At 74.5% G+C, this 20,406-nt stretch carries 17 protein-coding genes and 1 tRNA gene; 6 read left to right on the plus strand and 12 right to left on the minus strand.

Going from position 1 to position 20,406, the window contains the following annotated elements:
• Positions 1-81: 81 nt before the first annotated feature.
• From SK069_RS02860 to SK069_RS02870, 3 genes are all read left to right on the plus strand, one after another.
• Complete coding sequence (locus SK069_RS02860; RefSeq protein ID WP_319952667.1) at positions 82-1,095, plus strand: ABC transporter ATP-binding protein; 1,014 nt, start codon at positions 82-84, stop codon at positions 1,093-1,095.
• On the plus strand, positions 1,092-2,177 hold the full coding sequence (locus SK069_RS02865) for an ABC transporter permease (RefSeq protein WP_319952668.1): 1,086 nt from the start codon (positions 1,092-1,094) through the stop codon (positions 2,175-2,177). Before SK069_RS02860 ends, SK069_RS02865 begins: the two co-directional genes overlap by 4 nt.
• 225 nt (positions 2,178-2,402) lie before the next feature.
• Positions 2,403-3,218 carry a class I SAM-dependent DNA methyltransferase gene (locus SK069_RS02870; RefSeq protein WP_319952669.1) on the plus strand — a complete coding sequence of 272 codons (816 nt, stop codon included), beginning with the start codon at positions 2,403-2,405 and terminating at the stop codon, positions 3,216-3,218.
• 56 nt (positions 3,219-3,274) lie between these two features.
• Here the strand turns inward: SK069_RS02870 and SK069_RS02875 are convergent, their stop codons facing one another.
• Together SK069_RS02875 and SK069_RS02880 are read right to left on the minus strand one after the other, a co-directional pair.
• Positions 3,275-4,249 (minus strand): glutathione S-transferase family protein, encoded by a 975-nt coding sequence (locus tag SK069_RS02875; RefSeq protein ID WP_319952670.1) that lies wholly within the window; start codon positions 4,247-4,249, stop codon positions 3,275-3,277.
• A 352-nt stretch (positions 4,250-4,601) separates the two neighbouring features.
• A complete protein-coding gene (locus tag SK069_RS02880; protein WP_319952671.1) occupies positions 4,602-4,799 on the minus strand; it encodes a hypothetical protein in 198 nt (65 codons plus the stop codon).
• Positions 4,800-4,888: 89 nt separating this feature from the next.
• Here SK069_RS02880 and SK069_RS02885 point away from each other — a divergent pair, with 89 nt between their 5' ends.
• The 3 genes from SK069_RS02885 (at position 4,889) to SK069_RS02895 (ending at position 9,936) form a co-directional block, all read left to right on the plus strand.
• Entirely contained in the window at positions 4,889-6,817 is a 1,929-nt protein-coding gene (locus SK069_RS02885) for an ABC transporter ATP-binding protein (protein ID WP_319952672.1), read from the plus strand.
• On the plus strand, positions 6,814-8,697 hold the full coding sequence (locus tag SK069_RS02890) for an ABC transporter ATP-binding protein (protein WP_319952673.1): 1,884 nt from the start codon (positions 6,814-6,816) through the stop codon (positions 8,695-8,697). Before SK069_RS02885 ends, SK069_RS02890 begins: the two co-directional genes overlap by 4 nt.
• A gap of 132 nt (positions 8,698-8,829) precedes the next feature.
• Positions 8,830-9,936 (plus strand): glucosaminidase domain-containing protein, encoded by a 1,107-nt coding sequence (locus tag SK069_RS02895; protein WP_319952674.1) that lies wholly within the window; start codon positions 8,830-8,832, stop codon positions 9,934-9,936.
• A gap of 368 nt (positions 9,937-10,304) precedes the next feature.
• Here the strand turns inward: SK069_RS02895 and SK069_RS02900 are convergent, their stop codons facing one another.
• From SK069_RS02900 to SK069_RS02945, 10 genes are all read right to left on the minus strand, one after another.
• Entirely contained in the window at positions 10,305-11,672 is a 1,368-nt protein-coding gene (locus SK069_RS02900) for an NAD(P)/FAD-dependent oxidoreductase (protein WP_319952675.1), read from the minus strand.
• Between the two features lie 141 nt (positions 11,673-11,813).
• Positions 11,814-12,950 carry an LLM class flavin-dependent oxidoreductase gene (locus SK069_RS02905; RefSeq protein WP_319952676.1) on the minus strand — a complete coding sequence of 379 codons (1,137 nt, stop codon included), beginning with the start codon at positions 12,948-12,950 and terminating at the stop codon, positions 11,814-11,816.
• A 167-nt stretch (positions 12,951-13,117) separates the two neighbouring features.
• Positions 13,118-13,189 (minus strand) — tRNA-Gln (locus SK069_RS02910).
• A gap of 84 nt (positions 13,190-13,273) precedes the next feature.
• Entirely contained in the window at positions 13,274-13,939 is a 666-nt protein-coding gene (locus SK069_RS02915) for a potassium channel family protein (RefSeq protein WP_319952677.1), read from the minus strand.
• Positions 13,939-14,364 carry a TrkA family potassium uptake protein gene (locus SK069_RS02920; protein ID WP_319952678.1) on the minus strand — a complete coding sequence of 142 codons (426 nt, stop codon included), beginning with the start codon at positions 14,362-14,364 and terminating at the stop codon, positions 13,939-13,941. The genes SK069_RS02915 and SK069_RS02920 overlap by 1 nt, the downstream gene beginning before the upstream one ends.
• A gap of 268 nt (positions 14,365-14,632) precedes the next feature.
• A complete protein-coding gene (locus tag SK069_RS02925; protein WP_319952679.1) occupies positions 14,633-15,526 on the minus strand; it encodes a diacylglycerol/lipid kinase family protein in 894 nt (297 codons plus the stop codon).
• A gap of 138 nt (positions 15,527-15,664) precedes the next feature.
• Entirely contained in the window at positions 15,665-17,698 is a 2,034-nt protein-coding gene (locus tag SK069_RS02930) for a universal stress protein (protein ID WP_319952680.1), read from the minus strand.
• On the minus strand, positions 17,695-17,889 hold the full coding sequence (locus SK069_RS02935; protein WP_319952681.1) for a hypothetical protein: 195 nt from the start codon (positions 17,887-17,889) through the stop codon (positions 17,695-17,697). The genes SK069_RS02930 and SK069_RS02935 overlap by 4 nt, the downstream gene beginning before the upstream one ends.
• On the minus strand, positions 17,886-19,808 hold the full coding sequence (locus tag SK069_RS02940) for an APC family permease (RefSeq protein ID WP_319952682.1): 1,923 nt from the start codon (positions 19,806-19,808) through the stop codon (positions 17,886-17,888). The genes SK069_RS02935 and SK069_RS02940 overlap by 4 nt, the downstream gene beginning before the upstream one ends.
• Positions 19,809-19,906: 98 nt before the next feature.
• Positions 19,907-20,404, minus strand: coding sequence for a hypothetical protein (locus SK069_RS02945; protein WP_319952683.1), 498 nt, complete (start codon positions 20,402-20,404; stop codon positions 19,907-19,909).
• Positions 20,405-20,406 lie beyond the last annotated feature (2 nt).

Genomic DNA, 20,406 nt, shown 5'->3' on the forward strand with positions numbered 1-20,406 from the left:
GGGAGAACCCCACCCCGATCGTCACCGAACGGTCACCGGCGACCGTCGGAGAGCGGCGATGCGCCTGGTAGGTTCGACGCGATGCCCGACCAGACCCTGGCCGCGCAGGATCCCCCCGTCCCCCCTCCCCCCGACGCGGCCGTCGTGGTCGAGGACCTCGTGAAGCGCTTCGGCGACGTCGAGGCCGTGCGCGGCATCAGCTTCGCGGCGGCGCCCGGCGAGGTCTTCGGCCTCCTCGGCCACAACGGCGCCGGCAAGACGACGACGATCCGGATCCTGACCGGCCGCTCCCGCCCGACCTCCGGCACCGCGTCCGTGGGCGGCCACGACCTCGTCGCCGATCGCGAGGCGGCCCGCGCCGAGCTGAACCTCGTGTTCGAGGATCAGAACCTCTACCTGCGGCTGACCGGCCGCGAGAATCTCGCGCTCTTCGCGCAGCTCTACGGCGCGCCGCCGGAGCGCGTCGACGCGCTGCTGCGCCGGGTGGGGATCGAGCACGCCGCCGGGCGCAAGGTCAAGACGTACTCGACCGGCATGAAGCAGCGGCTGCTGCTGGCGCGGGCGCTCGTGAACGAGCCGCGCGTGCTCTTCCTCGACGAGCCGACCCGCGGCCTGGACCCGCTGTCGGCGCGGACGCTGCGCGAGATCGTGCGCGACCTCGCGGCCGCGGGCACCGCCGTCGTCATCACGACGCACGACATGACCGAGGCCGACGAGCTCTGCGACCGCGTGGCGTTCCTCGCGGAGGGCCGGGTCGTCGCGCTGGACACCCCGCGGGAGCTCAAGCTCTCGCTCGCCGCCCGCCGCGCGGGCCGTCACGCCCGGGTGACGCTCGACGATCGCAGCGAGCACGAGGTGCCGCTCGACGATCCGGCGGACCGGCGCCTCACCGAGTGGCAGGCCGCCGGTCGCGTGCTCGCCGTGCACAGCGACGAGCCGACGCTCGCGGACGTCTTCGTGGCGCTCGCGGGACGGGGCCTCGACGACGAGGACGGGGACGACGGGGACGATCCCGGACCGGACGCGCCCTCCGACGGCGCGCGGAAGTGGTGGCACTGGCTCGTGTGGCCGTACAGGCCGGGAGGCCGGCGATGAACGCCCGCCGCCTCTGGCTCATCCTCCGCAAGGACCTCGTCGACGCGATCCGCGACGGGCGCGTCCTCGTGGCGCTGCTCATCCCGATCGGGCTCGGGCTCTTCTACTCGCTCGCGTTCCCCGACGAGGAGCCGCGGCCGTCCGCGAAGGTCGTCGTCGTCGGCGCCGCCGACGCCGGCCGGGTGGCCGAGCGGCTGCCCGAGGACGTCGGTCGCGCGATCGAGCTCACCGTGGAGCGGACGGCGGACGAGGCCGCCGCGCGCCAGCGGATCGCCGACGACGACGTGGACCTGGCGATCCTCGTCCCCGACGGCCTGCTGAGGCAAGCGCGCGAGGGGCGGTCGCCGCCGCTGCGCGTCCTCGCCCTCTCCGACGCCTCCCCGACGGCGTTCGCGGTCGCCGACCTGCTGCCGGCCACCGTCGGGAAGCTCACCGACCGGCCGCCCGCGGTCGAGGTCCAGAGCGCCACGGTCGCCCGCAACACCGCCAACGCCGTCGACGCGATGGGCCTGCGGCGCTACTTCGCGGTCGCCGCGGTCGCGATGCTGCTCGGGATGGTCGGCCTGCTCGTGACGCCGATCATCCTCGCCGAGGAGCTCGACAAGCGGACGCTCGAGGCGCTGCTGCTCGCGGCGCGCGGCAGCGAGGTGCTCGCCGCGAAGGCGCTCGTCGGCGTGATCTACGGCTCGGTGGCCACGGCCGGCACGGTCCTGCTCACCCGACTGGAACCCGAGCGACCGCTCCTCTTCGCGCTCGGCGCCCTCGGCTCGGGACTGTCGCTCATCGGCTTCGGCCTGTGGCTGGCGTACCTCTTCCGCAGCCCGGACAAGCTCAACACGTGGATGGGCCTGCTGCTCTTCCCGATCCTGCTGCCGGCGTTCCTCGTCTCGACGGACCTCTCGCCGGTGGTGGACGGGATCTTCCAGGCCCTGCCGATGACGCAGGGCATGCGGCTCATGGTCGACGGCTCGCAGGGCAGCGACGTGTTCGGCAGCCACCTGCTGGCCGTCGGGGTGCTGCTCGTCTGGACCGTCGCCGGATTCGCGTTCCTGGCCCGGATGCTCCAGCGGCGAGGGATCTGACGACCGGGCCGCCGTCGCCCGGCGGCGGCCGGTCCGTTATGGTCGGCCCAGCACCGGTGCGACGCCGATCGAACGTCCAGCGCCCTGTTCCGGCGGAGCCTCCGCCCCCAGGGCAGCGCTCGAGCCGCAACCGCCCCGTCGCTGCTGCACCACGCCACCGCGTCCGGCCCTCGTGGCCGTCGGCGGTGGTGATCCGCCCGCAAGACCATCCCCCCGAGAGGTCCCATGAGCGTTCCCCATCCGCACTCCCCCGCCGACGAGCTGACGCTGCGCCTGCCGCGCACCGAGGCCCGCCGCGCCGAGCTCGACCAGGACGAGGAGTGGTGCGAGCTGCTGCGCCCCGACGGCGTCGAGCGGATCCGCTTCCACGACTACGACCGCATCTTCGAGATCCCCGGCCTCTACGAGCGGCTCTTCTACGACGAGCTGGAGTGCTGCTCGCCGACCGTCGTGCGCGAGATGCTCGAGCACGGGATCCGGGGCGAGGGCGCCGACCCGACGTCGCTGTCGGTCCTCGACCTCGGGGCCGGCAACGGGATGGTCGGCGAGGAGCTGCGGGACCTCGGCGTCGCGGAGATCGTCGGCGTCGACATCCTGCCCGAGGCCCGGATGGCCACCGAGCGCGACCGGCCCGGGGTCTACGCGGACTACCGCGTCTGCGACCTCACCGATCCGCCGGCCGCCGACGACGACGCGCTGCGGGCGCTCGCGCCCGACTGCCTGACGACCGTCGCGGCGCTCGGCTTCGGCGACATCCCGCCGGAGGCGTTCGCGACCGCGTTCGACTACCTCGCCGAGGACGGCTGGGTGGCGCTGACGATCCGCGACGACTTCGTCACCGACGAGGACCCCTCGGGGTTCGCGCGCCTCCTCCGGCGCCTCGACGCGGAGGGCGCGCTCGAGGTCTCCGCCGAGCGGCGCTACCAGCACCGGCTGGCGGTCAGCGGCGAGCCGCTGCACTACCACGCCTACGTCGCGCGCAAGCGCGGCGAGCTGGACCCGTCGTGGGTCGCCGCCGCGGCGCAGCTCGACCCGGCGTGATCCGAGGGCTCGGTCGGTTTCCTCCACCTGCTGGACGGAATCGACCGAGCCCGGGCTCAGCTCCGACCGTGCGGCTCGTCGAAGTCGACGACCGGCCCGAGCGGGACGACGCGGGTCGGGTTGATCGACGGGTGCGTCACGTAGTAGTGACGCTTGATGTGGTCGAGGTTCACCGTCTCGGCCACGCCCGGCTGCTGGTAGAGATCGCGGGTGTAGCCCCAGAGGTTCGGGTAGTCCACGATCCGTCGCAGGTTGCACTTGAAGTGCCCGACGTAGACCGGGTCGAACCGGACGAGCGTCACGAAGAGCCGCCAGTCCGCCTCGGTGATCGCGTCGCCCGTGAGGTAGCGATTCGTGGCGAGGATGCCCTCGAGCCGGTCCAGCGACGCGAAGAGCGCGGTGACGCCCTCCTCGTAGGCCTCCTGGCTCGTGGCGAAGCCCGCGGCGTAGACGCCGTTGTTCACCGTCGGGTAGATCCAGTCGTTCAGCCCGTCGATCTCCTCGCGCAGCTCCGCGGGGTAGTAGTCGCGCTCCGGGTGCGCGGCGACGGCGTCGAACTCGCTGTTGAGCATCCGGAGGATCTCGGAGGACTCGTTGTTGACGATCGTCCCCGTCTCGGTGTCCCAGAGCACCGGGACGGTGACGCGCCCGTCGAAGTCGGGGTCGGTCGCGGCGTAGCCCTCCGAGAGGAACGACCAGCCGTTGAGCGGGTCGACCTCGACGGCGGGGTCGTCGGGGTCGGCGTGCTCGATGCCGGCGCCCTTGAAGCCCCACGACCGCTCGTCGCGGACCGGGTCGACGACCGTCATCCCGATCGCGTCCTCGAGGCCCTTGAGCTTGCGGAGGATGATCGTCCGCGACGCCCACGGGCAGGCGTAGGAGACGTACAGGTGGTAGCGCCCCGCGACCGCCGGGAACCCGCTGGAGCCGTCGGCCGTGACGAACCGCCGGAAGGCGCTCTGCTGGCGCTGGAACCGGCCGCCCTCCCCCATCTCCTTGCTCCAGGTGCCGGCGCCGCTCTTCTCGCTCATCCGTGTCGCTCCGTCGGGGGTCGTCGAGCGCGGGTGCACGCTCCCGCAGGACGCTACACGGGCCCGCCCGGCGGCCCCGCCGGCCCCGACCGCGAACGACGAGGGCGACGGCGGCCGCGACGGCCGAAGGCGGCGGTGGACGCACGAGGCGGGCCCGGCGCGCGACGCCGCGTGCACCGACGCCCGTTGCCCGACGCCGGACGCACGCGGCGCCCCGGCGAGCGATGGCCTCGTGCGTCTGCCCCCGCCTCGCCGTCCCCGCCTGGCGCCGCGCACCGCCGACGAGCGAGCTCGCGCCACCTCGCCTCCCACGCCGGATGCAGACGACGAGCGCGAGCCGTGGCCGCGCCGGTCAGTCGCGCGGACCCTCGGCCGCCTGCGCGTCCTCGGCCCGGCGCTCGAAGCCGGGACACGAGCCGACGGGCATCCGGGGGTAGCGCGGGAAGCGGTCGTCGGTCCGCGAGCGCCCGCACATCGAGAACGTCGAGCCGCGCCCGTTGCGGATCAGCCGCTGGTGCGCGCAGGCGCCGCAGATGCCGAACTCGACCATGGGGGTCCAGTATCGCCGCTGCGCGACCGCGGGAGCGCCCGCCGCGCCCCAGCGGTGGGCACGGCGCCCGCGGTGCCTAGACTCGCCGGGTGCCGACGTTCCGTCGACTCCTCGGGTTCCTGCGGCCCTACCGCGGGACCTGGGCGCTCTCGTTCTCCCTCGCGCTGCTGGCGATGCTCGCGACGGTCACGAGCCCGTGGCTCGTGGGCCGCGGGATCGACCGGATCCGCGACGGGGACCGGGACGGGCTGCGGCTGCTCGTCCTCGCGATCGCGCTGCTCGGACTCGGCCGGATGCTCCTGACGATCGGACGGCGGCTCGTCGCCGGGCGGGTGTCGCTCGGCGTCGAGCAGGACCTGCGCGACCGCCTCTACGGGCATCTCCAGGCGCTCGAGCTCGGGTTCTTCGACCGCTGGCAGACCGGCCAGCTCATGTCGCGCGCGACGGTCGACCTCGGCGCGGTGCGGTTCTTCCTCGGCTACGGCCTGATCTTCATCGTCCAGGCGCTGCTGACCGTCGTGCTGGCGACGGTCGCGATGCTCGTGCAGCAGCCGCTGCTGGCGGTGCTCGCGCTCCTGCCCGCGCCCCTGATCGTCGTCGTCGGGCACCGCTACGGCACGCGCGGGCGTCCCGCGCAGCAGGCCGCGCAGCAGGCGGTCGCCGAGCTCACCGCCGCGGCCGAGGAGTCGATCTCCGGCATCCGGGTCGTGAAGGCGTTCGCCGCCGAGGATCGCCGCCGCCGGGCGTTCGAGGACACCGTCGAGCACGCGTTCCAGCGGCAGCTCGACGCCGTCCGGATCCAGTCGGCGTTCCAGCCCGTGATCCAGTTCCTGCCGCAGATCAGCCTCGCGATCGTGCTGCTCGCCGGCGGGCGGATGGTCGTCGACGACACGATCACCGTCGGGGCGTTCGCGGCGTTCTACGTCTACGTGATGATGCTCATCCAGCCGCTGCGCTCGCTCGGCGTGATGCTCGGGCTGGCGCAGCGCGCGACGGCGTCCGGCCGGCGGCTCTTCGAGATCCTGGATCGCGCGCCGACGATCGTCGCGCCGACCGGTCCGGGACTGCCCCGCACGCTGCCGCCGCTGCCCGCCGGGCCCGACGACCCGCCCCGCGGCGAGCTGCGCTTCGAGGGCGTCGCGCTGCGCTACGAGGGGCAGCGCCGGCCGGCGCTGCAGGACGTCGACCTCGTCGTGCCGGCCGGGCAGCGCATGGCGATCGTCGGCGAGACCGGCTCGGGCAAGACGGCGCTCGTGCAGCTCCTGCCGCGCCTCTACGACCCGACCGCCGGACGGGTCCTGCTCGACGGCGTCGACCTGCGCGACCTCGACCCGTTCGCCCTGCGTCACGAGATCGCCGTGGTCGACGACGACCCGTTCCTCTTCACCGACACGGTGGCGGCCAACATCGCCTACGCCGCGCCGGGCGCCACGCGCGAGCAGGTCGTCGACGCCGCGCGGCTCGCGCAGGCCGACGGGTTCGTCCGCGAGCTGCCCGACGGCTACGACACCGTCGTCGGCGAGCGTGGCCTGACGCTCTCGGGCGGGCAGCGCCAGCGCCTGGCGATCGCCCGCGCGCTGCTCGCCGGGCGCGGGCGGTCCGGCGGCGCAGGCCGTCCCAACGACGCGGCCGGCGCTGCACCGCGCGGCGCGGCCGACGCCCCGCCGGACGGGCCGACGGGCGTGCGCGTCCTCGTGCTCGACGACGCGACCTCGAACGTCGACGCCACGACCGAGCAGGCGATCGCCGCCGGGCTGGAGACCGCGATGGCCGGGCGCACGACGCTCGTCATCGCCCACCGGCTGTCGACGGTCCGCCTCGCCGACCGGGTCGTGCTGCTGCACGACGGCCGGATCGCCGCCGACGGCACCCACGACGAGCTGCTGGCCGGCTCGGAGCGCTACCGCGAGGTCGTCGCGCGCGGGCTCGACGGCGAGCGACTCCTCACGCCCGCGACGCCGTGCCGCGTCCCGCTGGACGAGGACGAGCCGCTGCCGACCGGAGGGTCCACGGCGTGAGCCCGCGCGCCGGGACCGTCCGCGCCGAGCTGCGCCGGCGCCGCGCCGCCACCCGTGGCCGCGGGCGGCGCCTGCGCAACCTCGCCGCGATGCTCCTGCCCTACCGGGCCCGGATCGCGGTGATGGTCGTCGCGCTGCTGCTCTCGACCGCCGCGGCCCTCGCTCCGGCGCCCCTCGCGCAGCGGGCCGTCGACGACGGCCTGGTGGCCGGCGACACCGGGCGCCTGACGATCCTCGTCGTCGCGTTCCTCGTCGTCGCGCTCGTCGGGGTCGCCGCCTCGATCGTCCGCGACCGCCTCGTCGGCTGGATCGGCGCGCGGCTCCTCAGCGACCTGCGGGAGCGGATCTTCCGCCATCTGCTCGAGATGCCGGTGAGCTACCACGAGCGCCAGCGGGCGGGCGTCCTCGTCTCGCGGATGACGAACGACGTCGACGCGCTGCAGACGATGATCAGCTCGGCGCTCGTGACGCTCCTGCAGTCGGTGCTCATGCTCGCCGGCTCGATCGTCATCCTCGTCTCGCTCGACCTGCAGCTCGCGCTCATCACCTTCACGACGATGCCCGTCCTGCTGCTCGGGTCGCTCGCGTTCCGCCTCGCGTCGGTCGATGCGTTCGCGCGCACCCGCGAGACGATCGGCTCGATCACCGCGCACCTCCAGGAGACGCTCTCGGGGGTGCGCGTCATCCGGTCGTTCGGCCGCGAGGCCGGCCACGTCGAGCGGTTCCACGCCCTCGGGGACGACAACCGCGAGGCGAACATGCGGACCGTCCACCTGAACGCCGCGTACTTCCCCGCCGTCGAGTACCTCGGCACGGTCGCGATCGTCCTCGTGCTGCTCGTCGGCGGCGGGCAGGCGATCGAGGGCGCCGTCACGATCGGCGTGCTGATCGGCTTCGTCACCGCGCTGGACAACTTCTTCGGGCCGATCAGCGACCTCTCGAACGTCTACACGACGTTCCAGTCCGGGATGGCGGCGCTCGACAAGATCGGCGCGCTGCTGGACCAGGAGTCCACGCTGCACGACCCGGAGGACCCCCGTCCCCTCCCGGCCCGCGCCGGCGACGGCGGCCGGGTGCTGCGGGGCGAGCTGCGGTTCGAGGACGTCTCCTTCGGCTACGCGACGAGCCGCGACCCGACCGGGGGCGACCGGCTCGTCCTGCACGACGTCGACCTGACCGTCCCCGCGGGTGCGACGGTCGCCCTCGTCGGCCCGACCGGCGCCGGCAAGTCGACGATCGTGAAGCTCGCCGCGCGCTTCGTCGACCCGACCCGCGGGCGCGTGACGATCGACGGCATCGACCTGCGCGACCTGCGCCAGCGCGACCTCCGCAGCCGGATGGGGATCGTGCCGCAGGAGGGCTTCCTCTTCAGCGGCACCGTGGCCGAGAACATCGCCTTCGGCCGGGCCGGCGCCACCCGCGCCGAGGTCGAGGCCGTCGTCGCCGCGCTCGGCGCCGACGAGGCCCTCGCCCGCCTGCCCGACGGGCTCGACACGACGGTCGGCGAGCGGGGCGCCGCGCTCTCCGCCGGGCAGCGGCAGCTCGTCGCGTTCGCCCGCGCGCTCATCGCCGGCGATCCCGGCACCGGGCCGGACCTGCTGCTCCTCGACGAGGCGACCGCGAAGGTCGACCTGCGCACGGAGGAGCGGATCGAGCGCGCGCTCGCGCGGCTGCTCGCCGACCGGACGGCGATCGTCATCGCCCACCGGCTCTCGACGATCCGGCGGGCCGACCTCATCGTCGTGGTCGAGGACGGGCGGATCGCCGAGGCCGGGACGCACGAGGAGTTGCTGCGTCGCCGCGGCGCGTACGCGAAGCTCCACGGCGACTGGCGCCGCGGGGACGGCCGCGCGCCCGCCGTCCCCGCCCCCGCCGGCTAGGGACGTCGGCGCGCCGCGGCGGACCCGCGGGCTGTGATGACGTGCGCGGCACCGACGAGCCCCGAGGCCCCCACCCGACGGCTCGTCCGGCGACCGCAACATCCCCCCGACCCATCGGTTGCAGACTCCGAGATGACTCTTCGTCCCGCCCGCCGAACCGCGTTCGCGCTCCCCCTGGTGGCCGGCCTGCTGGCCGCCGTCCCAGCCGGGGCCGCCGGTCCGACCGGACCCGGCGGCACCGCGCTCGAGGGCCCCGCCGCCGGCTCGCCGCCGACCTGGACCCCGCAGGAGCGCGCCGCCGCCGTCCGGCAGGCCAGCGGCGGCGTGGGCTCCGGCGGCACCACGACGACGCCGTCGACCGGCAGCGGCACGTCGAGCAGCCGCACCGTCACCGCGTCGCGTCCGAGCTCGCGCGCGACGATCAAGCTCCAGTCCTCCAAGCGCGTCACCGTCCGGCGCACCCCGACCGATCGCAAGCGGATGGGCACCCTGCGCAACGGCGCCTCGATCCGGGTGCTCTGCCAGATGAACGGCCCGCCGCAGTCGGGCTACAGCGGCCGCTCGCGCGTCTGGGACCGCGTCCGCCTGCCCAACGGCCGCGCCGGCTACGTGCCCGACGCCATGGTGCAGGGCGAGAAGGCGTCGATGGTCGCCCGCTACTGCGGCTGGAGCGAGCCGGGCGCCCCCGGCGCCGAGAACCCGCAGCAGGGTCGCTGCTCGTCGGTGGCGACCGTGCCGCTCGTGTCGCCGCCCGCCAACCGCGCGGCGTTCATCGCCACCGCCGGCCCGCTCGCCCGGGCCTCGGCGGCGATGACGAAGGTCCCCGCCTCCGTGACGCTCGCGCAGGGGATCCTCGAGTCCGCCTCCGGCACGCTCACGGCCGGCGCGAACAACTACTTCGGCATCAAGGCCCAGGCCGTCGACGCGAAGAACGGCGTCTACCGCTGGGGCACCGAGGCCGTCGGCTGCGTGCTGAAGCCCACCTTCGAGTCCGAGTCCGGCCGGCTCGTCCGGCAGCTCGCCGCGTTCCGGATGTACCGCGGCATGCAGGACTCCTTCGACGACCACGGGCTTTTCCTGCTGCAGAACAGCCGCTACGCGAACGCGTTCAAGTACAGCGACGACCCCGAGCGGTTCGCGAAGGAGATCCACAAGGCCGGGTACGCGACCGACCCGCAGTACTCCAGCAGCCTGATCCGGCTGATGCGCAGCGAGAAGCTGACGCAGTACGACCGCTGAGCCCCGCCGGGGCGTCGCGGCGGACGCGGCCGCCCCGTTCGCGGGCCGGGGTCGGCCTCGACCTCTTCTCGCGGCCGGCGGACGGGGCCGCCGCCGCGAGGGCGCGTCACGTCCGACGCGCCGCTCGGCGGCGGGCGGGTCGCCCGCGGTGAAGCTGCGATTCGTCGAGGTCGCGGCCGCGCACCGAGCGACTTCGACGGAATGCACGCTCGTCGTGTCGAACGTCGGGCTCGTCGACCGGGGCTCCCCCGAGATCGACGCCGGCGCGGGGAACGGCGAGCCGGCACCGCGCTCGCTCGCTCGTCGGGCGGCGGCGCGACCCGCGGCCTCTCCGGCGTCGCCGGCCCGCTGATCGCGAGCGGCCGCGGTCAGTCGGCCGCGGCGCGGAGCTCCTCCGCCTCGCGCTGGCTGCGGCGCGCCGCGGCGGCGTCGCGCTCGAGCGCGATCCGGTCGGGGGTGTCGAGGCGACCCGGGTGGCCCAGGCGGCCGAGCTCGGAGCCGTCGCGGCCGAAGAAGAGGCCGACGGTCCAGTCCGCGACGAGGCGGATCTTGCGGGTGATGCCCGGCATCGACATCAGGTGGTAGGTCCGGGCGAGGAACCACGCCGGGACGCCGCGCCAGCGCAGCCCCATGGTCGACGCGACCGCCTTGCCGCGGCCGAGGTCGACGAAGACGCCGAGCGTCTTGTAGCGGAAGCGGCGCGGCCGGTCGCCCGAGAGCGCCGCCGCGACGTTGCGGGCGACGAGGCGGCCCTGGCGGATCGCGTGCTGCGCCGTCGGCGGGCACGGCTTCTCCAGGTCCCGCGGGTCGGGCACGTGCGCGGCGTCCCCGATCGCCCAGACGCCGTCCACGCCCGGAACCCGCAGCGTCCGCTCGACGACGATCCGGCGGCTGCGCTCGTGCACCGGCAGGCCGAGACGCTGCACGACCGGGCTCGGCTTCACGCCGGCCGTCCAGACGACCGTGCGGGTCGGCACGACCTCGCCACCGGCGAGCGTCGCCGTCTCGGCGGTGATCCGCTCGATCGTCGTCCGGGTGCGGATCTCGATCCCCCGGGCCTGCAGCTCGTCGGTGGCGAAGTGCGCGAGCGACTCCGGGATCTCCGGCATCACGCGGTCCTGGGCCTCGACGAGGATGAACCGCACGCCCTGCATGCGGCAGCGCGGGTAGCGGTCGATGAGGTCGGTGGCGAAGTCCTGCAGCTCCGCGAGGCCCTCGAGCCCGGCGTACCCCGCGCCCACGAAGACGAACGTCAGCCACGAGGCGCGGGCCTCGGGATCGTCGATCCCCTCGGCGACCTCGAAGCTCTGCAGGAGGCGGTTGCGCAGGGCGATCGCCTCGGGCAGCGTCTTCATCCCGACGGCGTGCTCGGCGAGCCCCGGGATCGGCAGCGTCCGGGACACCGAGCCGACCGCGAGCACGAGCTGGTCGTACGGGAGCTCGAGGTCGCGCCCGTCGCCCGTCGTGAGCTGCACGACCTTGCGTCCGGGGTCCGCGCCGGTGACCGAGCCGAGCAGGACGTCCGTGCACTCGAGCTGCTCGCGCAGCGGCACGACGGCGTGCCGGGGCTCGAGCGTCCCCGCCGCCGCGCCCGGCAGCAGCGGGGTGTAGAGCATGAAGTTCTGGTCGGAGACGAGCGTCAGGCGGGCGCTGTGCCGCGGCAGCGCCCGCTCCAGGCGGCGCGCCGCTTCCAGGCCGCCGAAGCCGCCGCCGACGATGACCACGTTCCACGCCATGTCCCAACGGTATGCCCGTTCTGGCGAAGAGACCAACCGTACGAGCGCGCGTGCCGCCCGCCGCGTGACGAACCGCACGTCCTGCGCACCCCGGCGCCCGTCCGCGGGCGCCGGAGCGCGCCGCGGACGCGGGCCGGGCGATCAGGCGGCGGCCGGCGCGACCGCGACGTCGATCAGCCCCCGCTCGCGGAGGATCGGGCGGACGCCCTCGGCGAGGTGGTAGGCCTCCTCGAGGTGCGGATAGCCGGAGAAGATGAACTCGTCGAGCCCGAGCTCGTGGTACTCGGCGATCCGGTCGGCGACCTCCTCGTAGGAGCCGACGAGCGCCGTGCCCGAGCCGGGACGCAGGAGCCCCGGGCCGGCCCAGAGGTTCGGCGACACCTCGAGGTTGTCGCGATTGCCGCCGTGGAGGGCGATCTGGCGCTTCTGCCCCTCGGCGACCGCGTTGCCCAGGAGGGTCTGGGCGAGCTGGACGATGTCGTCGGTCGCGCCGTCGAGCCACCGCTCGGCGGCCGCCCACGCCTCCTCGCTCGTCGGACGCGCGCACACCTGCAGGCGGATGCCGAACCGCAGGTCGCTCTCCAGCTCGCGCTCCGTGGCCGCGACCTCGCGGACCTGCGCGAGCTGCTCGGCGATCGCGGCCGGCGGCTCGCCCCAGTGCAGGTAGACGTCGGCGAAGCGCGCGGCGGTCTGCAGCGCGGGCCGCGAGGAGCCGCCGAGGTAGATCTCCGGGAACTCCGGCGGGTTCAGCACGAGGGCGTCCGTCACCCGGACGTGCTCGCCCTCGAGCGAGAACGGCTGCCCGGACCAGACGCCGCGCAGGACCTGCAGCCACTCCTGGGCGCGGGCGTACCGGTCGTCCTTGCCGAGGTAGTCGCCGAAGCGCCGCTGCTCGGCGTCGTCGCCGCCGATGACGGTGTTCAGCAGCAGGCGGTTGCCCGACAGCCGCTGGTAGGCCGCGGCCTGCTGAGCGGTGAGCGTCGGCGACTGGAGCCCCGGCCGCAGCGCGACGAGGAACTTCAGGCGCGTCGTCACCTGCGTCAGCGCGGCCGTCGTCAGCCAGGCGTCCTCGCACCAGGTGCCGGTCGGGGTGAGCACCGCCTCGTAGCGGAGCTGCTCGGCCGAGCGGGCGATCTGGCCGAGGTAGTCGATCGACGGCGGCCGGTCGCCGGGGTGATCGTCGGGCCGGAGCTCGCTGCGGGCCATGACGCGATGCGACCCGAGGACCGAGCGGCTGTCGCCGTGGGTCGGCAGGTACCAGTGCAGGGTGATCGGCATCCAGGTCTCCGAGGGATCGGCGCGGACGGCGGCGACCGGGCGACCACGGGTCGCGCGGGCCGACACGGCGACGCTATCCGGGAGCACGCCCCGCCGCCAGCCCGGGACGGCCGAGACCACGGCCGGGAACGACGAAGCCCCCGCGTGCGCGAGGGCTTCGTCAGAGGCTGCGGGACAAGGACTCGAACCTTGAATACCTGAACCAGAATCAGGCGTGTTGCCAATTACACCATCCCGCAACGGCGCACAGGCGGAGCGCGATGATAGCGACGCGCGCGTCGCCGCGCGCTGCGGTCCGGGGGCCCGCGTCGGGCCGCCGGGCCCTACCCCGCGACGGTCGTGAAGAGCTTCGTGATGCCGGCCTCGAGACCCGGGTCGAGCACGACGAGGACCTCGTCCCCCGCCTCGATCACCGTGTCGGCCTTCGGCACGAACCCGGCCCCGTTGCGCAGGACGGAGATGATCAGCGAGCCGTCGGGCATCGCCACGTCCGCGACGCGGCTGCCGGCGGCGGGCGCGCCCGGGGTCACCTCGACCTCGACGATCTCCAGCCGCTCGGCGTGGAGGTCGAGCAGGTGGACGAGGCCGAAGCTCGGGACCTCGTGCTCGATCAACCGCAGGATGAGGTCGGTCGCCGAGACGACCGGCGCCACGCCCAGCAGCTCGAAGAGCTCGCGGTTGCGCGGGTTGTTCACCCGCGCGATCGTCCGCTGCACGTCGTACTTCTCGCGCGCGACCTGGCAGATGAGGAGGTTGTCCTCGTCGTCGCCGGTGACCGCCACGACGAGCTCGGCGCGCTGGACGCCCGCGCGCTCCAGGACCCACATCTCGGTCGAGTCGCCGTACTGGACGGCGTGCTCGAGCTCCTCCTCGATCGTGAGGTAGCGGTCGCGGACCTGCTCGATGAGCGTGACCTCGTGGCCCTTCTCGATCAGCTCGCGGGCGAGGTTCCAGCCGACCTTGCCGCCGCCGGCGATCACGACGTACATCAGGCCACCTCGCCGATCGCCGACTCGAACATCCCGATCGCCTCGAGCGTCGGGCAGATCGTGCGCACGCCCTGCTCGGCGAACCACGTCGCGCGCGCCGGGTCCATCACGCGCGCGATGACCGTGCGGACCTGGAACTTCCGCTGGGCGACCTGGGCGATGACGATGTTCGTGTTGTCGCCCGAGGTCGAGGCGATGAACACGTCGGCGTCCTCGATCCCCGCCTCGCGCAGGGCCTCGAGCTCGATGCCCTGGCCGACGGTGAACCGGCCCCCCGCCTCCTCCCAGGAACTGGCGAGCCCGGCGTCGAGCCGCTCGTGGCTCAGCGGGTCCTCGTCGAGGACGGAGACGTCGTGCCCCTGGGCGAGCATCGACTGGGCGACGGCCGCGCCCACGCGACCGGCGCCGACGATCAGGACGAACATGTCCGCGGGACCATACTCCCGCCGCTCACGCCGGGACGTCGACGCGCACGACGAGGGAGCGGCTGCTCGCGCGAAGCCGTCGCCGCCCTCCTGCCCCGCGCGCAGGTGCGCCACGAGCGGCCCGCGCAGGGCGCCGTAGCGCTCCGCGCCCACCGCGTCCACGAGCCGACGGGCGCGCGCCTCGAGGTCCTCGCCCCCCGGCCGGCGGCATGTCGCACGACCGTGGCGCCCGGTGACCGGGCCGGGCCCGCGGCCTCGGAGCGCCCGTTCAGGTCGCCGGGGCGAGCACCGAGATCGCGCGCGGCAGGACCCGGATCGTCGCCGGGGTCCGCGCCAGCGGGTCGCCGTCGGCGAAGACCTCGAGCGAGCGGTCCGCATCGAGCACGACCTCGCGCGCACGGCGGACGTGGACCTGGGGACGCCGGACGTGCGTGCCGAGGAAGACCGTCGGCGCGAGCGTCAGGAACCGCCACTTCGGCAGGTCCTCGACGACGACGAGGTCGAGCAGGCCGTCGTCGAGCGCGGCGTCGGGGGCGATCCGCATGCCGCCGCCGAACCGGCCGCTGTTCGCGGCCCCGGCGAGGAAGCCGGGCAGCTCGAGCGCCTCGCCGTCGACGCGCAGCGCGAAGCGGGCGCTGCGCCAGCGCAGGAGGCCCAGCACCATCGCGCCGGCGTACGTCGCCTGGCCGCCGATCCGCGGAGCGCGCTCGGCGATCCGCGCGACCTCGGACTCCAGCCCGATCGACGCGACCCCGAGGAACGTCGCTCCGCGGACGCCGTGCGCGTCGTCGGCCTCGGCGAGGTCGATCGACCGTCGCCGGCCCTCGCGCACGACCTCGCAGGCGGCGACCGGGTCGCGGCCCAGGCCCAGCACGGCGGCGAGGTCGTTGCCGCGCCCGCCGGGGAGCACGCCGAGCGACGCGTCGGTCCCCCGGATGGCGTGCGCCACGATCCGGGCCATCCCGTCGCCGCCGAACGCGACGACCTCGCCCCCGGCCTCCGCCGCCTCGCGGGCGGCGAGCGCCGCGTGCGTCGCCGACTCCGTCCGCACGATCGTGACCTCGAGCGCCGGGTCGCGCAGCGCCTCCCGCACGCCGTCCAGCGCGCGCAGGCCACGGCCCCCGCCGGCGACGGGGTTGCAGAGCACGTGCAGGCGCCTCACGCCGCGGATCCTGACGCGCCACGCGGCGCGACGCCCTCCCGACCCGCACGACGGGCGTCGCCCACGACCAGACCCGGTCCCCGACGACGCAGGTCGTTCAGGGCCTGCTCGATGCGGCCCGTCTCGCGGACGCCGGCGTCAGAGCTGGTCGAGCCACTGCTCGTCGTCGTCGTCGAGCCGCTCGTCGGCCTGGGCCTTCGCCGCCTCGCGGCGCCGCAGGACCTCCGCCGTCTCGTCGAGCGCCGGGGCGGTGAGGATCACCTGGCACGGCGCGTGCTCGATGACGTAGCGGGCGGCGTCGCCGATGACCTCCCCGCGCCCGCCGCGGGCGCCGAGGGACGCCCCGATCCGCGCACCGCGGCGCGCCACCGGCGGCGGCGCGACCATGACGATCGCCTGGCAGCCCCGGCGCACGGCCTCGTCGACGATCGCCTTCCCGAGCGCCCGCGCGCGGATCGCGGAGGTCGCCACCCGGACCCCGTCGTACTCCTCGCCGACGGCCTTCGCCCGCGCGAGCGCCTGCTTCGCCTCGTCGCGACGATCGTCCGGAAGCGGCCCGTCGAGCGCGACGGCGACCGGCAGCACGTGGACCCACACGGCCTCGATCACCGCATAGCCCTCCTCGAGCTCCGGGTCGTCCTCGCCACCGGCGGCGCCCGCGAGCCGCCCGGCCGTCTGCACGACGTCGTCGTCCAGCGCGCTGCCGGCGAGCGGGACGAGGATCGAGCCGTAGACGGGCAGCTCGCCGGTCTCCTGCCGCAGCGCCTGCTCGGGCACCGCGACCCGGCCGCGGACCGGCAGGTGCCGCGAGCGGCGGTACGCGACGTAGGACACCACGCCGATGGCCATCCAGGCGAGGCCGACGGTCCGCGCCTCCTCGTGCGAGATGACGATCGAGACGAGGACGAGCGCGCTGAGGATCCCGCCGACGAGCGCCGGCACCGGCACCCAGCGGTCGCGGAAGCGGACGTTCAGCGGCATCCGGAACGGCCGGTCGAGGTCCGGCTCGGTGAAGCGCAGGCGCACGACCGAGGCGTGCGCGATCGTCGTGGCGAGCATGGCGCCGAAGGCCATCGTGCCGACGAGCGCGTCCATGTCCCGCAGCGCGACGAGGCCGGCCGCGATCGCCGCGCTCGCGGCGATGACGAGCCACGGCGTCCCCCACTGCGGGTGCAGCCGGCCGACCCGCGTGGGCAGCTGGCGGTGCAGGGCCATGTGCGACGCGATCCGGCTCGCCGAGCCCATCGCCGCGAGCGCCATGCCCGCGAGCGTCAGCGAGGCGGCGACGCCGACGACGATCCGCAGGACGTCGCGCAGGCTGCCGTGGTCGAGCTGATCGACGATCCCGAGCACCGGGGCGTCGATCCAGCGTCCCGCGAGCTCGGTCGTGCCGTCCTGCACCGGCAGCGCCATGAGGCCGGCGACGGCCATCGCCGGGTACACGACGAGCATCGCGACCGGCATCGCGATCGCCAGCCGCTTGAGGCCGGCGCGACCGATGTGCAGCTCGCCGGCCAGGCCGGAGGAGGACTCCAGCCCCGTGACGACGACCATCGCGGCGCCGAGGCCGAAGAGCACCCCGTCCCAGCTCGGGCTCGTGCCGAGCTCGAGGCCCTCGGTCAGCGAACCGGGGTTCGACAGCAGCACGATCGCGATCACGACGACCGCGACCTGGATCGCGAGGTCGACGGTGACGAGCGCGGACAGGCGCCCGAGGCGGCGCGGGGCATGGCCGCGGATCGTGCGCACCGTGATCGTCGCCAGGATCGCCCCGGCGACGGCGAGCTCGACGCCACCGCGGTTCGTCGCCGGCCAGAACGCCTCGAGGTAGTTCGTCGCCGCGAGCGTCGCCGCCGCGGTGAGCAGCAGCGCGTCGAGCAGCAGCGCCCACGCCGCGACGAAGCTCCACAGCTCGTCGAACGCGTGGCGGGCGAGGGTCGGCGAGCCGCCGCGCTCGGCGTGCAGCGACGTGCCCTCGACGAAGGTCAGGACCGCGAGCGCGAAGAGCACCCCCGCGACGAGCATCACCGCGGGCGTGGCGCCGAGGGCGGCGCCGGCGACGGGCCCGAGCAGCAGGTAGAGCCCGCCGGCCAGCGAGGCGTAGGTGACGGCGAAGACCGCGGGCGAGCCGAACGCCCGCTCCGACCAGGTCGGCTGGTGGTGCTCGCTCACGAGGCCCCCGGGCCCTTCCAGGCCAGCCAGCCGCGCCCCGCTCCGGCCAGGACGAAGAGCGCGCCGATGAGGACGCCGCGCGCCGTCGGACCGCCGCCGCCGGCCAGGGCGACGACGATCATGACGAGGCCGAGGATCGCGATGATCGACGACAGGACGACCGTCGCCGCGCCGTGGAGCCCGCCGTTCACCGCGTCGCCTCCGGGGCCGCGGCGGGCGCGGCCGGCAGCTTGCGGGCGTCCGGGTCGGCCTGGAGGATCACCCGGCACGGCCGCTCGGCCATCACCGTGTCGATCGAGCGGTTCGCGCTGACGCCCATGACCTTGGGCGGGATCGACATGACGATCGCGCGGGCGCTCGTCGCGCGGGCCTGCTCGACGACGACGCGTCCGAACTGCCCGGCGCGGACCTTCACCCAGCGGCCGTGGACGCGCCCGCCGATCTGCAGCCGGGCTTGCTCGATCAGGGCGTCGGCGGCGTGCTCCTGCTCGGGCATCCGCGCGTCGATCGGCGAGGACTGCGGGACGACGATCGGCACGAGCAGGAAGATGCCGCGCCGGCGCTTCGCCGCCACCGTCCCCGCGGTGGCCAGCGCGCCCTCCGAGTAGCGCAGCCCGAGCAGCGCGACGATCACCGACTCGTACTCCGCCTCGTGGTCCACGACCGCGGCGGGCGTGGCGATCTTGTGGGTCGTGACGAGGTCGAGCCCCTGGGCGCGGCGGTACAGCGGGTAGATGACGAGGCCCGCCGCCATCCAGCCGATCCCCGCGAGCGCCACGGCGGGGTGCAGACCGGTCACGACGACGAACGCGATGCCGGTGCCGAGGCCGCCGAAGATCGCGAACAGCGGCCACGAGCGGCCGCGGATCGTGAGGTTGCCGGGCCCGCGGTAGGGCCGCTCCGCGTCCGGGAGCTTCAGCCGCAGCCAGATCACCGCGATGTGGGCGATCGTGAAGGACAGCATCGCGCCGAACGCGTAGAGGTTCGCGAGGAAGCCCGGCTCGCCGAAGACGACCGCCACCCCGGCAGCACCGGCGAAGACGATGATCCCGATCCACGGGGTGCCGAACCGCGGGTGCAGCGTCCGCAGCCGGTCGGGCATCTGGCGGTGGATGCCCATGGAGTAGACGAGCCGGGACACCCCGATGACGCCGGCGTTCGCGGCCAGCAGGAGGATCGTCGCGGCGAGGACGCCGACGTACACCTGGACCGGGCCCTGCAGGACGCCGAGGTCCATGTTCTTCACGACGCCGAGGATCGGGTCGCCGGCGAAGCCGCCCTGCTCCTCCCCCAGTCCCAGGAGCGTCGAGTACTCCCCGCTGGCGTCCTTCGTGACGGGCAGTGCCGAGAGCGCGACGAGCGGCAGGAACGCGTAGATCGCGAAGACGGCGACGACGACGCGCTTGACCGCCGCCGGGACGGTCGTGCCGGCGTCCTTGGCCTCCTCGGCCATGTTCGAGATCGTCTCGATGCCGGTGTAGGCGACCATCCCGATCGGGATCGCGATGAGGAAGTCCTTCCACTCCGGGGCGACGCCGAGCGAGACGTTGTCCAGCAGGACCTCGGGGTTGAAGACGAGGAACATGCCCAGCGCGACGAGGAGGACCTGGGTGAGGAAGTCCGTCACCGCCAGCGCGATGTTCACGCTCGCGGACTCCTTCGCCCCGAAGACGTTGAGCGCCGCGAGCCCGCCGATGAGCAGCAGCGCGAACAGCCAGTCCCCCGGGGCGCCGCGGAGCGCGTCGATCGGCTCCCACAACCCGCCGAGGTAGTGGGGCACGAAGTACGCGCTGATCGCGATCGTGATCGTGTAGTTCAGCATCTGGCCCCACGCCGCGAAGAAGGACCAGAACTCGTTGAAGGCGCGGCGGGCGAAGCTCGAGGAGCCGCCGGCCTCCGGGTACATCGACGTCGCCTCCGCGTACGTCGCTGCGGTGAGGAAGAAGATGACGCCCGTGATGAGGAAGACGACCGGCGTCAGGCCGAGCGCGTAGCTCGCGACGAGGCCGAGGGCGTAGTAAATCGACGACCCGACGTTGCCGTAGGCGGTCGAGAACAGCGCGTTCGTGCCGAGCACGCGCTGCAGCCCGTGGAGTCGACGCTGCGCCATGGCCGACGCGGCAGTCTACGCCGGGGCGCGTCGGTTGTCGTGACCTGGCGGTGGGACGCTCGCCGCCGGCCTCCGCCGATCGGCGGAGCGCGCGGCGCTCAGCCGCCCCCGGCCTGCTCGCGCACGGCCTCGATGCCCTGCTCGAGCGTCTCCGAGCACGCGGTGAGCCTCGCGCGCTCGAACGTCCGCACGAGCGAGCGGAAGTACGCCTCGGCCTGCTCGACGGTCGTGAAGACCGGCGGGGCGTCGTTCGAGGCGTCCACGACGGCGTCGCGCGCCGAGCGGAGGGAGGACGGCGCCCGTACCTTCGCGATCCGGCGGCCGAAGCGCCGCACCGCGCGCTGGGTGCGCGCCTGCTGGGCGACGGGACCGAGGTTCCCGGCGCGCCGCGACTCCTCGATCTCCGCGAGGTCGGTGCCGAGCCGCCCGCAGGCGGCCTCGCCGCTGCGCAGGTAGCGCTCGCGCACGGTCGGCGGCCGCACGGGCTCGGCGTCCCCGATCGTCGGCATCGGCGCGTCGGCCGGGACGTCGAGGTCGTCGCCGCCGCACCCGGCGACCGCGATCGCGATCACGATCGCCGCGGCGACGGCACGCACGC

The organism is Patulibacter brassicae (genome assembly GCF_033949425.1).
Taxonomy (GTDB): Bacteria; Actinomycetota; Thermoleophilia; order Solirubrobacterales; family Solirubrobacteraceae; genus Patulibacter; species Patulibacter brassicae.